At 44.0% G+C, this 14,309-nt stretch carries 10 protein-coding genes; 4 read left to right on the forward strand and 6 right to left on the reverse strand.

The features are described 5' to 3' along the window. Position 1: 1 nt before the first annotated feature. Together AB1Y31_09050 and glnE are read right to left on the reverse strand one after the other, a co-directional pair. Complete coding sequence (locus AB1Y31_09050; GenBank protein ID MEW4983316.1) at positions 2-922, reverse strand: branched-chain amino acid transaminase; 921 nt, start codon at positions 920-922, stop codon at positions 2-4. 44 nt (positions 923-966) lie between these two features. Further along, positions 967-3,822: a bifunctional [glutamate--ammonia ligase]-adenylyl-L-tyrosine phosphorylase/[glutamate--ammonia-ligase] adenylyltransferase gene (gene glnE / locus AB1Y31_09055; protein MEW4983317.1), complete on the reverse strand. Its 2,856-nt coding sequence runs from the start codon at positions 3,820-3,822 to the stop codon at positions 967-969. 215 nt (positions 3,823-4,037) lie between these two features. Here glnE and AB1Y31_09060 point away from each other — a divergent pair, with 215 nt between their 5' ends. Then, complete coding sequence (locus tag AB1Y31_09060; protein ID MEW4983318.1) at positions 4,038-5,912, forward strand: EAL domain-containing protein; 1,875 nt, start codon at positions 4,038-4,040, stop codon at positions 5,910-5,912. 2 nt (positions 5,913-5,914) lie between these two features. On the opposite strand, the gene AB1Y31_09065 is transcribed toward AB1Y31_09060, so the two are convergent. After that, positions 5,915-8,347 carry a heavy metal translocating P-type ATPase gene (locus tag AB1Y31_09065; protein MEW4983319.1) on the reverse strand — a complete coding sequence of 811 codons (2,433 nt, stop codon included), beginning with the start codon at positions 8,345-8,347 and terminating at the stop codon, positions 5,915-5,917. A gap of 38 nt (positions 8,348-8,385) precedes the next feature. Then, entirely contained in the window at positions 8,386-8,802 is a 417-nt protein-coding gene (locus tag AB1Y31_09070) for a BphX family protein (GenBank protein ID MEW4983320.1), read from the reverse strand. Positions 8,803-8,966: 164 nt separating this feature from the next. On the opposite strand from AB1Y31_09070, the gene gstA reads away from it, so the two are divergent. After that, a complete protein-coding gene (gstA, locus tag AB1Y31_09075) occupies positions 8,967-9,572 on the forward strand; it encodes a glutathione transferase GstA (GenBank protein MEW4983321.1) in 606 nt (201 codons plus the stop codon). Positions 9,573-9,641: 69 nt separating this feature from the next. Here gstA and AB1Y31_09080 read toward each other — a convergent pair whose 3' ends face one another. Both AB1Y31_09080 and AB1Y31_09085 read right to left on the reverse strand, forming a co-directional pair. Continuing rightward, positions 9,642-11,102 (reverse strand): 2-hydroxymuconic semialdehyde dehydrogenase, encoded by a 1,461-nt coding sequence (locus tag AB1Y31_09080; GenBank protein MEW4983322.1) that lies wholly within the window; start codon positions 11,100-11,102, stop codon positions 9,642-9,644. A gap of 136 nt (positions 11,103-11,238) precedes the next feature. Continuing rightward, positions 11,239-12,126 (reverse strand): EamA family transporter, encoded by an 888-nt coding sequence (locus AB1Y31_09085; GenBank protein ID MEW4983323.1) that lies wholly within the window; start codon positions 12,124-12,126, stop codon positions 11,239-11,241. Between the two features lie 209 nt (positions 12,127-12,335). Between AB1Y31_09085 and AB1Y31_09090 the strand changes: the two genes are divergently transcribed. Next, a complete protein-coding gene (locus tag AB1Y31_09090) occupies positions 12,336-13,670 on the forward strand; it encodes an aromatic ring-hydroxylating dioxygenase subunit alpha (GenBank protein ID MEW4983324.1) in 1,335 nt (444 codons plus the stop codon). Positions 13,671-13,717: 47 nt separating this feature from the next. Continuing rightward, positions 13,718-14,293 (forward strand): aromatic-ring-hydroxylating dioxygenase subunit beta, encoded by a 576-nt coding sequence (locus AB1Y31_09095; protein ID MEW4983325.1) that lies wholly within the window; start codon positions 13,718-13,720, stop codon positions 14,291-14,293. Positions 14,294-14,309 lie beyond the last annotated feature (16 nt).

The following is a 14,309-nucleotide window of genomic DNA, read 5'->3' on the forward strand; positions in this document are numbered from 1 at the left end:
CTTAGACCAGTGTTAACCAGTCGTTATGCTCTGGCGAACGACCTTGAACTGCATCAAAATACAGTGTTTGTAAACGCTCAGTAATAGGGCCTCTGCCACCATTACCAATCGTACGGTCATCCACTTCGCGAATGGGCGTGACTTCTGCTGCTGTGCCGGTAAAAAAAGCTTCATCTGCAACGTATACTTCATCACGCGTGATTCTCTTTTCTACTACTTGCAAACCGCATTCTTCAGCCAGTTGGAAAATAGTTTCGCGGGTAATGCCTTCAAGTGCTGATGTTAAGTCAGGCGTAATCAGTTTACCGTTACGCACAAGAAAGATATTTTCGCCACTACCCTCTGCCACATAGCCCTCATGATCGAGCAACATCGCTTCGTCATAACCACAAGAGATGGCCTCTTGTAGCGCTAGGATTGAGTTCATGTAGTTACCATTCGCCTTGGCTTTACACATCACACTATTAACGTGATTACGAGTATATGAAGACGTACGAATCCTGATGCCTTTTTCAATCCCGTCTTCGCCGAGGTATTTTCCCCACTCCCAAGCAGCCACCATGACGTGAACTTTTAAGCTATCAGCACGAATACCCATGCCTTCTGAACCGTAAAAACACATAGGGCGCAGATAAGCAGACTTTAACTTATTTTTAGAAACAGCCTCGCGTTGAACTTGGTTTAGCGTGTCCTTATCGAACGGGATTTTCATATTCAAAATATGAGCCGAACGGAACAAACGGTCTGTATGATCTTGCAATCTAAAAATAGCTGTACCTTCAGGCGTTTCATAAGCACGCGTGCCTTCAAACACACCCATGCCATAATGCAAGGTATGCGTTAGCACGTGGACCTTGGCTTCACGCCAATCTACCCACTCACCATCCAACCAGATGACGCCATCTCTGTCATCCATTCCCATAGTTAACTCCTAACTTGTTTGTGAAAACTAAACGTACAATACATTTAGCTATTTAAAATTATTTCATTCCATACTGAACTAACTAGCCTGACGTGATCCTCGACTAAATCAGCATTCTTCATCATTGAACTTTCGGCTAACGAAGCATGATGGGTGGCTTCACGGAAAGCCTTGTAAGCATCATTCAACCCTTGCTGTTGCAAGCTCGATAAAAAGCCAACCTTTCCCAACTCTTGCAGCAAACGAATATTATCTGTGTACTTCAATAGTGCGTCGTGTCGACTAGCATTAGCCAATACACCGAATTGTACAATAAACTCAATATCGACAATACCTCCAACACCATGTTTTAAATCAAAACAGCCTTCCTTGGCTTTTAATAACGATGCACGCATTTTTTCTCGCATCTCAATCACATCATTTCGCAAGACATCCGTATCGCGGGGATTCGCTAATACTTGGTCACGAATTAACTTAAACCGCGCCGCGACCTCAGCACTCCCAGCAACAAACCGCGCACGGATTAAGGCTTGATGCTCCCACGTCCAGGCGTTATTTTTTTGATAACGCTCAAAGGCAGATTCGCCCGTAACAAGTAAACCAGATTGACCATTAGGCCGTAAGCGTAAATCGACTTCATAGAGCTCGCCAGAAAATGTACGAGTGGCCATAAACGTAATAATTTTTCGGCCTAAACGCATATAAAACTCACTTAAAGACGTTGGCCTATCACCCACGGTTAGCTCATCGGTTGCTGCGTCTTTATGCAGAAATATGAGGTCTAGATCCGAGCCAAAACCCAACTCAATACCACCCATTTTTCCAAAACCAACCACCGCAAAACCACTCACCACATCTGCACTAGCATCAGCAGGCACCCCATACCGCGCACAAACCGATTGCCAGCTCAACGCCAGCACTTTTTCAGTCATCACTTCCGCAATATCAGTCAATTTATCGCTCACCACCATCACCGGAAGAACGCCCGTTAAATCTGAGGCCGCTATACGTAACACATTGACCTGTTTAAAAAGCCGCAGTGCCTCCATTTGGCCTTCTATATCATCAACCTCTATCGAAGATAGAATGGCATTTAAATCTGCTTGTAGCTCTACTTTTGACGGCGGATAAAATAAACTTTGAGGGTCAATCAGTTCGTCCAATAAAATAGGCCAGCGCGTTACTTGAGTCACAATCCAAGGGCTTAAGATGGCCAGTTGAGTCAACTGCTTAAAAACCGCAGGGTTCTCAACCAGCAAAACCAAATAAACCACCCGATTACAAATTTTCTCCAGCATCTTTAAAAAAGCGGACAATGTTCTTTCGTGTGACTCATCAATTAACAAGGCGTCCACCAACTTGGGCAAAAGCTTGCTCATATACTGCCGGCCTTTTTCTTGTAATTGTCGAACTGGGTAACTTTGGCAAAAATGAAGAATATCTCGCGTCACCTCATCACTAACGATCACACCCTTCAATTTAAAGAAGGCATCTAGAGCGTCCGTATCAAGCTCTAACCAGTCAACACCGTCATCCAACTCATTTGGTGACACAAAATCCACTAGGCTTTCAAAATGTTGGTGCACGCGTTGCATCGTTTGATGCGTTTTTTCAAATAGTTTTTCCCAGCAGTCAAACTCCATCGACAAGGCCAAGCGCGCTCGATTTATCTCATCTTTTGGCAAGTCGTGCGTTTGTTTATCATCTATTTCTTGAATATGATTTTCTAAGCGGCGTAAGTAGCGATAATCGTCGGTCAACTGCTGTGCCGCTAACCTTGGTATTTGACCTTTTTCAGCCAATAGCTCCAATACTTTTAAAATACCCCGCTCTTGAAGTGACTTATCACGCCCTCCTCGAATAAGTTGGAAAGCTTGGCCTATAAACTCAATTTCTCGAATCCCTCCTGGGCCCAATTTAACGTTATGCTTGACACCTTTTTGCTGTAACTGCGATTCAATTTGTCGCTTCATAACACGAATCGAGTCAAACACCCCATAGTCCAAATAGCGACGAAAAACGAATGACTTAATCATCGACTGAAGCTCTGCTTTATCGTTTTCACACCCGGTAATTACGCGCGCCTTAACCATCGCGTAGCGTTCCCATTCACGCGCATGGCTTTGGTAATAAATTTCCATCGCATCGCTGTTTAACACCAAGGCACCACTATCGCCAAATGGTCGCAATCGTGTGTCCACACGAAACACAAAACCATCCACTGTTTGCTGGTCCAATAGCTTTACAATAAGACGGCACATTCGCGTAAAAAATTCTTCGTTACTAATCGCGCGTGAACCATCTGTTTCGCCTGCCGCTGGGTAGCAAAATATAAGATCAATATCCGACGAAAAATTAAGCTCATTCGCGCCTAATTTACCCATGCCGATAACCATTAATTGTTGCTGTTTACCCAGCTCGTCACGAGGTATGCCAAAGCGCCCACTATAGAGTTGATACGACCAAGCAACAGCACATTGAATCAAGACATCGGCCAACGCTGAAAGTTGATGCAAGATGCTCTCAAGTTCTTCGCCTGATATATCTTGCCAAGCAATTTCTGCCATTGTTTGATTGCGATAGCGCCTTAATATTCGCATCACAGTAGCTTCTTCAGCCGTCGCCACCACCTCAGCCATCAACCCAACCAGTGCTGCTTGGTTAAACTCACTAATGTCACCCGTTAGACCCTTCATAGCAACCTCAGGGAACCTTTTCATCTGAGATTGCACAAAACGACTACAAGCAAGAACGCGAGCCAATTGCTCTATCCGATAGTGACCCACATTGAGTGGGATATCCTCAAGCTGTAAAGGCAATTCACACAAAACAGCCCCGACCTCTTCGTGAAACTCTGTTGGGATCGTCTGAAGTAATTTATTTTTATTTATCTCATGCATAACAACATCTTAAACATAATCTGCGGTAAATCTAACTAAATTCCTCAAATCAAAACGCAGCTATAAACCGTGATATACTCGAGTCACAACAATAATTAGCACGAGGCAGTTTAGTATGCATACTAAAACGAACTCGAGCACAATCAAGGACTCGATAGGTGCTGTTCGAGGATTGACCAACAAATTCAGCAAGAAAGTCTTGCCCTCCCCCTCGCGTGGCTGACGACTCAAACAAGCGTCTCCAAGAGGTCATTAACAAGCAAAATAAAACCATTGCTTCTCTATCTAAGCGCGTTGAAATACTTGCAAACGCCGATAGCGTTAATACACTTAAGGAGCAATTAGGCGCCAAATCTGTTGCGCTCGAAAAAGCCAACTTAGCGGCCGAGAAAACCAGTGTCGAACTGGAAAATGATAAAAGCTTCATGCGCTCCACCATGAATTCCTTGAGCACCGGCATCATTACCACCGACTTAAGCGGTTCAATTTTTTACGTTAACCCCGCTGGACGTAAAATACTAAATTTAAAAAAGGGGGCAAGCCGCCATAAAACCATCAATGAAATATTTAGAATAGAAACCAATGAGTCGATATTGATTGACCTTATACCAACTCAAAAAAATTTAGCCCCCCTTAGAAACCAGCTCGCCTTTTTCTCCAACGACCGCGGCCTTAAATGTACGTTTGAATGGAGCCGCTCCTTCATCATTAATAAAGCAGAAGAGCCGATCGGGTTGGTTTTTTTCTTTGACGATATTACTCACGCACACAATTTAAAACAGCAACTCAAACACCAAGCTACTCACGACGGCCTTACCGGTCTATATAACCGTATAGAGTTTGATCGACGACTCACCAACCTCATCGGCTCATCACACAATCAAAACGCAACGCATGCGCTTATCTACATCGACTTAGACCAATTCAAAATTGTCAACGATGCTTGCGGGCACCAAGCGGGAGATGAATTGTTGAGACAACTATCTTCCATTATGTCAAGGCAAGTGCGTGGCCGTGACACGCTGGCAAGAATCGGGGGTGATGAATTTGCGGTCCTGCTGGAACATTGCCCACAAAAAGTCAGCCTAAAGATCGCCCAAACCTTATTACGCACCATCCAAGATTTCCGCTTTACTTGGCAAGAAAAAGCCTTTGATGTTGGTGCAAGCTTGGGCGTTTTATACTTCTCATTATCCGGCATTACTTCCCATAACCCTCTTAGCCTCGCTGATGTCGCCTGCTATAAAGCAAAAGAGCTTGGGCGCAATCGCATACACGAAGTGAGCTTCTTCGCCAACAAGACGGTCAATAATGAGCCACTTGATGAAAAGGAATGGGTGGTTGAAATTAATAATGCCATCACTGAAAAGCGTCTCGTTTTGTACCAACAAACCATCGCACCCATCGACCTAACATCTTCAGAGAAGGCCAATTATGAAATTTTAATCCGTATCCTCGATACCAACGGCAACCTTATCCCGCCGGGTGCATTTTTACCGGCTGCTGAGCGCTTCAACATTATCAACTCAATTGACCGTTACGTTATTAGGACAACATTCCACTGGCTTGCAGAGCACCCCGATATCCTTGCTGCTACCAAACAATGCTCTATTAATTTGTCTGGGCCCTCGCTGTCCGACCCAGGTTTACCTAATTTTGTCAGCTATTGCTTTGAGCAATACAACATTCCTTTTGAAAAGATCTGTTTTGAAATCACTGAGACATCGGTCATTCAACACCTTAATATTGCTAAGAAGTTCATGATGGAATTACAAGATCAAGGCTGCATCTTCGCACTAGATGATTTTGGAACAGGCATGTCATCTTTCTCGTACCTTAAACAACTGCCCGTTAATAAGCTCAAAATTGACGGAACATTTGTCCGCGACATAGCAAAAGACCCTATTGATTTAGCCATGACCCGTTCGATTAATGATATTGGCCACGTTATGGGCATGCAAACCATCGCTGAATTTGTTGAAGGGCCTGAAATACTTCAACTACTTAAAGAAATTGGCGTTGATTATGTTCAAGGCTATTACATTGCAAAACCAGAACCCATTGAGTCCCTTATTAAACACCTACAATAAAACTATAACTTCGCACGCCTTAAACGCAAGGCATTACCAATAACCGACACCGAGCTTAAGCTCATCGCCGCCGCCGCCAACATGGGTGATAGCAACACGCCCAGCAATGGGTACAACACACCCGCCGCTACCGGCACACCCAAACTATTATAAAGAAAGGCAAATACTAAGTTTTGGCGAATATTTCGCATCGTTGCGGCACTGAGTTTTTGCGCTCTAACAATACCTTGTAAATCACCTTTTACCAGCACGACGCCGGTACTTTCAATCGCAATATCAGAACCATTACCCATAGCAATACCAACATTTGCCTGCGCCAAAGCCGGTGCGTCGTTTACCCCATCACCCGCCATTGCAACAATATTTCCTGCTGCTTGCAGTTCTTTAACAAACTCTGCTTTTTCTGCTGGCAACACACCCGCCCTGTATTCATCAATACCCAGTTGGGTCGCGACTTGTTCCGCCGCACCTTGTTGATCGCCGGTCAACATCACCACTTTAATCCCACTTTTATGTAGGCGATGAATCGCATCAGGTGTCGATGCCTTAATTTCATCTTTTAGCAAGAAAACACAGGATGCTTGACCGTCAACCGCCATATAAAGCGCTGTTTCACCGCCTGATTCAGGTGCCTTTTGGCGTGCTTTTAAGCGAGCAATATCAACCTTCTTTTCTTCTAAAAAGCGTAAGTTACCTAACAATATTGTTTGCTGCTTCACTACACCCACCACACCTTTACCTGGTGTAGCTGAAAAATCACTCACTTCGAATAATGTTTTTCCTTCTGCTGCACGAACCACCGCTTCTGCCAACGGGTGTTCGCTTACTTTTTCCAAACTGGCTGCTAACACTAATGCATCTTCTTTGCTGAAATTACCAAACGTTTCAACGTTCACCACGCTGGGCTTACCCTCTGTTAACGTGCCCGTTTTATCAACCACCAGAACATCAACTTTTTCCATTGTTTCCAACACGGCCGCATCTTTAATCAACACACCCATGCTTGCGCCACGCCCCATTCCAACCATAATCGACATCGGTGTCGCCAAACCTAACGCACACGGGCAGGCAATAATCAGCACCGCCACCGCATTAACAACCGCCAAGCCTAGCGCGTGTTCGGCCGCCAAGAAATACCAGGCAAAGAAAGTGACAATAGAAATAGCCACGACTATTGGCACAAACCAAGACGCCACCACATCCGCTACGCGTTGAATCGGCGCACGACTGCGTTGCGCTTCACTAACCATTTGAATAATTTGCGACAGCAGTGTTTCGCCACCGACCTTTTGCGCTTTAAATATAAACGTGCCGCTACCATTAACCGTACCGCCAACGACTGTATCACCTGTCAGTTTTTCAGCAGGAATCGGTTCACCGGTTACCATCGACTCATCGATTGAGCTACTGCCTTCAATCAATATGCCATCCACCGGTACTTTTTCACCCGGTCGCACACGCAGCAAATCCCCAACAGCTACGTCCTCAAGCGGAACATCTTCCTCATCACCCTGTGCATTAACCCGTCGCGCGGTATTAGGCGACAAACCCAACAATAAATGAATCGCCTTATTCGTTTGCCCTCGTGCTTTTAACTCCAACACTTGTCCAAGTAAAACTAAGGTAATGATCACCGCTGCCGCTTCAAAATACACCGCTACAACAGCGTGTTCATTTAACATCGTTTCGGGAAATAAGCTAGGTGCAAACACGGCAACTAAACTGTAGAACCACGCGACCGTGACGCCCAAACCAATCAGCGTAAACATGTTCAAATTCCAGCTTTTAACCGATTGCACCGCACGTTCAAAAAATGGCCAACCTGCCCACAATACAACCGGTGCTGCCAACAAGAGCTGGATCCACTGCAAGGTTTTGGCTGAAGCAAACTGTAACAAGCTATCACCAACAACCATCTCCGACATGGCGACAATAAATAATGGCAGCGTAAAGACAAGGCTGATTTTAAAACGCCGACTCATGTCATCTAATTCTGGATTTTCATCTTCCAAAACAACCGTTCGTGCTTCTAAAGCCATACCGCAAATTGAGCACAGTCCGGGGGATTCTTCAACCACCTCAGCATGCATCGGACAGATGTAGTCCGTGTGTGTAGAAGGGGCTACAAAGGCTTCTGGCTCCAATGCCATGCCGCACTTGGAGCAAATGTCCGGCCCATCACTTTCGATACCCGGGCACATAGGACAAATATATTTAGCACCGGGGATAAGGTCTGGTTCTGGGCGTGGTTTATCCGATAAATAGATTTCAGGATCTTTACTAAATTTCGTCAAACAGCCATCACAACAAAAGCCATACCACTGATCGTTGTATTGCGCGTGGTGCTTAGCATCTTTGGTAACACTCATCCCACAGACTGGGTCTTTATAAGCGGCGTCGCTTGCCAGCTTAGCCCCATGACAACAATCGCTCACACTCTTCGCCTCTTAAAAATCTATTATTGGTCGGTCAATTATACCGTAGCTTCTAGTGCTAACGCTTTTTTCCAAACCCAAACGCCCGTCACAATGATGATGACATGAATAACAAGCGTAATCATCGCGATGACCAGTTCCTCATGACCCATCGCACTGTATATATCCCAAATACCAAATATTGTTTCCGTTATCAGCACCACCGGGATTAGCGCTGGGTAATAGCGCATAGGGTTTTTAGCTCCTACGATCAGAACCACGCCTATAGCAAACAAGCCAAGGCCAACAATCAGCCATGCATCTAACAATAATTGAAACACAGTATCATCTTGATAAAGATTAACGCCCGGATACATACCCTGCATCTGAGGAGCCCAAATAGATGGCCACAATAAAACTAAATTCAATATGTAAAAAACACCGACACAAACCATCCATCTCTTTAACCCTTGCATACTAACTCCTTCTATAAATATTTGAATAAAACCCCGTAAAGGTACTTACATAAAAAACAAACTTGATTATATAATAATTTGCTAATTGATTGCAGTTGCTACCGCTAATCAACTTTTTACTGTTCAACAAATATTTTTAATTTACAACCTAAGGAATTATCTTCATGAAATTATATTATTCTCCAGCTTCGTGCTCTTTATCACCACATATTGTCGTTTGCGAAACATCTCTACCTGTCGAGTTAGTTAAAGTAGATTTACAATCACATACACTTGAAAATGGCGACGACTACCTAGACATTAACCCGTATGGTTACGTACCAGCACTTGAGCTTGATAACGGTGAGTTTTTGTACGAAGGCCCTGCGATTATTCAGTATTTAGCTGAATTAGCGCCTGAAAAGAACCTACTACCTGCGGCGGCTACATTTGAGCGCGCCAAAGTGCAGCAGTGGTTAAACTTCCTATCAGCTGAACTACACAAGACTCTAGGCCCGCTTTTCAACCCAGCAATACCGGATGAAGTAAAAGGCACCTTTATTGAAGGTTACAGCAACCGTTTAGACCAATTAACAAAGATACTCGGCGATAACGATTACCTACTGGGTGACGAATACTCATTAGCCGATGTTTATTTATTTGTTATTTTAAGTTGGCACCCATTCTTTGACTTTGACGCATCACCTTGGCCAACATTGAAAGCTTTCCAAGATCGTATTGGTGCTCGTCCAGCTGTCCAGCAAGCATTAAAAGAAGAAGGTTTAGCTTAAACCTAATACAAAAAAACCGAGATAGCCGTTGAGCTGTCTCGGTTTTTTATTGCCTGATGCTAAACTCTATTAAAGCTTAACGCAGATATTCCGCGTTTCAGTATAAAACTCCAGTGAATGGACACCACCTTCACGGCCGATACCTGATTGTTTAGAACCGCCAAACGCCGTTCTTAAATCACGTAGAAACCAACTATTAACCCAAGTAATTCCAACATCAATTTTTGCCGCTACACGGTGCGCACGTGACAAATCTTGAGTCCATATTGTTGTAGAAAGACCATACTCTGTATTATTCGCTAGGCCGATCACCTGTTGTTCTTCATCAAACGGTGCAATATGACAGCACGGACCAAAAATTTCTTCCTTCATAACCGTTGCGCCCTCATCCAAACCAGTCCAAATAGTCGGCTCTACCCAAGCGCCATCTTTTAATTCGTCGGACATGTTAGGAACACCCCCGCCGATAACAACTGTAGCACCCTCTTCCACGGCTTTTGCATAATACGATAGCACCTTAGATTGGTGCTCTTGACTGATCATCGGGCCATAATTACAACTCTCATCATCAGGTTTGCCGTGACGCACTTTTTCTACTTTTTGTTTAAGCGCTTCCACAAATTTGTCAAAAATAGGCCGTTCCACGTAGACCCGTTCCGTGCCTAAGCAGACTTGGCCAGAATTCAAAAAGGATGAGCGATAAATACCGTCAACTGCTTTATCAAAATCGCAATCAGCAAATACAATACCCGCATTTTTACCGCCCAATTCGAACGATACATCTCGCATACCATCAGCCGCTGCTTTCATAATGGCGGTTCCTGTACAAGTTTCGCCGGTAAAGGTAATCGCATCGACTTCAGGGTGGTGCGTTAAAAACTCACCCGTAGAATCTGGCCCAAAACCATGCACAACATTAAATACACCCTTTGGCACGCCGACTGTATTCATCACCTCGCCCAACAACGCCGTTGTTAACGGTGTTTCCTCAGACGGCTTGACCACCACCGTGTTACCACAAGCAAGTGCCGGTCCTACTTTCCACGTCATTAATAAAAAGGGCGCATTCCAAGGTGACACAACACCAATAACACCTTTCGGCACACGCACAGCATAGTTAAGTGCGCCTAGCCCATCCGGCGTGGTCGTTTGAAATGATTCGTTAGGTACATTTTTTATCACATCGGCAAAGATTTTGAAGTTCGCCGCGCCTCTAGGAATAAAGGCGTGCGTCATGATGCTTTTCGGCTGTCCCGTATCCGCCATTTCGGCCTCAACAAAATCATCAAACCGTCGTGTAATCTCATCCGCAACCGCGTATAAAATATCCACGCGTTGCTCCATACTTAACAGGCCCCACTCACCAGTTAATGCCGCTCTTGCCGCTTTAACCGCACGATCTACATCAATCTTTCCCGCTTCAGAAACATTGGCAATAATCCGCCGATCAACAGGTGACCTTTTTTCAAACTGCTTGCCATCAATAGCCGATACGAACTCACCATTTATAAAATGCTTAATTTGTTGCATGTATTACCTCTAAAATTTATGTATTGCTTCATTAAAAAATTGTTTGCAGCGTCGTTGAAAACTATTTTGGCCTTGGCTCGCAGCAAATCTTCGGCGGCCAGTAAAGTAGAAGAGCCTCGCTTCCATTCTTATTTTCTTATACCGCCAACACGGCTGCGGTTAGCGAGGCAAACATCAATAAGCCTCCAAAAAACCTGCTTTTTAGCTGCTGCCGGCTTAACTTTTCGATATGACTAAAACCAAAACGCGCCATCAAATAAACGACTACTATGGCGATCAAGCCCCTTGAAGACTGCACAATATTAATAATGGTCGCCTCTCCTGCTTGTTTAAAAGCCACCATCAAAATAATAATGCCGATTAACTGCACCACTGCATAGATACCCAATGTTTTTGTAAACGGCATCGACACCTGCCAATCCCCTCTGAATAGCACGCCTGAAAAAGGCATTAAAAAAACGGTGGGAACAAGGAAGGCGCAAATTGCCACCTCAAGACCACTCATGCCTTGGTTTAACAGGTAAACAACCATCATATCTGCACACGCAAAGAAAACGCAGGTCAGCAAAATATAGGTCAGCGCCTTTGGTGAACCATGGAGCTTGCCATCATTCAATAAAAACAAACTCACTAGCGCACCAACCGCTCCAGCATAAACAACCCAATCATACGTAATATCAAACAACAGCACCGATAGCACAGCTACTGCAAACATCTTACAACCCAACATGGGGACCACAAACGAAGCATCGCCGTATTGAAGTGCATTCATATAACAAGTCTGACCAAGCAGCACAAAAGAACACATAAAAATAATAAACCAGATATATTCCCAGACATTATTTAGATCAATAAAGGGCAGAAAAAACACACAAATTAGCCCCACCGCAAACTGACTATAAAAAGCCAGTTTTAGGCGATTAGTAGAGTGCGCTAAAAACTGTTTCGTATAGGTGAAACTAAAGGCATGAAGCACAGAAGCAATCAGTGCTAGCCAAATATAAGACGGTATTAATAAAGTCAACGATGAAACCTCTATTTACATAAGCAAAAGCTAATAATGATAGTCCAAGTAGAGCAATAATAAAACATGAATGACGTAAGTTACTTGATGTAAGATGACTTGCATCACGGACAAGCTATATTTATTAAAAATAAATTAAATAATTTGATAATTCCACATACTCTTACCCATTAACGCAAGCAAGCTATTTAGTCGGAGAACACAACAAAATGAATCCCCCTAACAATACCAGCCCATCGTGGTCTGAAGAAGATATTAAAAATTTAATCAGTGACGAAAACGGCGTATTAGATGCCCGCATTTATAATGATGAAGAACTGTATCAAATTGAATTAGAACGCGTCTTTTCTCGCTCGTGGATTCTAATGGGGCACGACAGCCACATCCCTAACCCAGGTGATTTTTTAAATACTTATATTGGTGAAGACCCTGTGCTGGTGGTTCGCCAAAAAGATAACAGCATTCGTGTTTTCCTAAATCAGTGCCGCCACCGTGGTATGAAATTATCCCGTGATGATTCTGGTAACGCCAAGGCTTTCGTTTGCACTTATCACGGCTGGGCTCATGATATTGGCGGCAACTTAGTTGACGTACCTTTTGAGAAACAAGGGCATTGTGACCGACTTGATAAATCAGAATGGGCGCCATTACAGGCACGCGTAGATACTTACCGTGGGCTTATTTTTGCCAACTGGGATCAAGAAGCACCTTCTTTAGATGACTATCTATCAGATTCAAAACCTTACATTGACACGATGTTTAATCGCACCGAGGCCGGTACTGTTGCCATTGGCGGCATACAAAAGTGGATAGTCCCCAGCAACTGGAAGTTTGCAGCGGAACAATTCTGTAGTGATATGTACCATGCTGGCACTATGTCGCATTTATCAGGTGTTGCAGCAGGTTTACCAGAAGGTGTTGGACTTAATGATATTGAAATTCCAACCAATGGTCATCAATTTAGAGCAAAGTGGGGCGGCCATGGTACCGGCTACTTTATTGACGAGCCCGGTCTTTTATACGCCATTATGGGACCAAAGATCACCGAGTATATGACAGCCAGCCCACAAGCTAAGAAAGCTTCTGAGCGATTAGGCAGTGACTTGTTTGGCCAACGCATGATGGCACAACATATGACTATCTTTCCCACCTGTTCATTCTTGCCTGGTATTAACACCATCCGCACATGGCACCCACGCGGGCCAAATGAAGTTGAAGTTTGGGCTTGGATAGTGGTGGATGCAGACGCACCTGACGACATTAAAGAAGAGTTTCGTAAACAAAACATACGCACCTTCTCTGCCGGCGGTGTTTTTGAACAAGATGACGGCGAAAACTGGGTAGAAGTACAAAAAGTTTTCAAAGGCAATAAAGCCAGAAAAACCAAATTAAATGTCCAAATGGGGTTAGGTGACTCGGTAACAGACCACCCAGATTTCCCCGGACGAATTGGTGACGTTTATAGTGAAGACGCCGCACGCGGCATGTACCAACATTGGTTAAGAATGATGACTGAACCAGATTGGGAAACACTTAAACCTTAATTTAAGAGCTGCATTATTCACTAACAATCATTTTTTTGGAACAAATCATGGCATCTAATATAAATATAACAGGCATTATTTCAAACCCAGCGGCTGATCTTGCGCTACAACATGAAGTTGAACAATTTTACTATCGCGAAGCACTTCTTCTAGACAACATTCGATACGAAGATTGGTTTGCACTATTGGATGATGATATCCATTACTACATGCCGATTAGACGAAACCGTATGCAACGTCGTGGCAAAGTAAGAGCTAGCGATTTATCTGAATACACAAACCAACATGAGTTTGCTCATTTCGATGAAGATAAAACAGCCATGCAAGGCCGTTTAACAAAACTACTTAGCGATTATAGTTGGTCGGAAAACCCAGCTTCACGTACTCGGCATACTGTTTCAAACGTTATTATTAGCAAAGGCGAAGAAGAGAACACTTTAAATATCTGTTCTGCCTTTATCGTTTATCGCAACAGGCTGGAAACACAGGTGGACATATTTGCCGGTGAGCGTCACGACGTATTACGCCGTGCTGATAATGAACTGGGGTTTAAAATAGCAAAGCGCACTATCCTTATCGATCAAAGCACTATTTTGTCAAACAACATCAGTATCTTCTTTTAGGCTAACAGCTAGCAAT

The organism is Cycloclasticus sp., assembly GCA_040743155.1.
Lineage (GTDB): Bacteria > Pseudomonadota > Gammaproteobacteria > Methylococcales > Cycloclasticaceae > Cycloclasticus.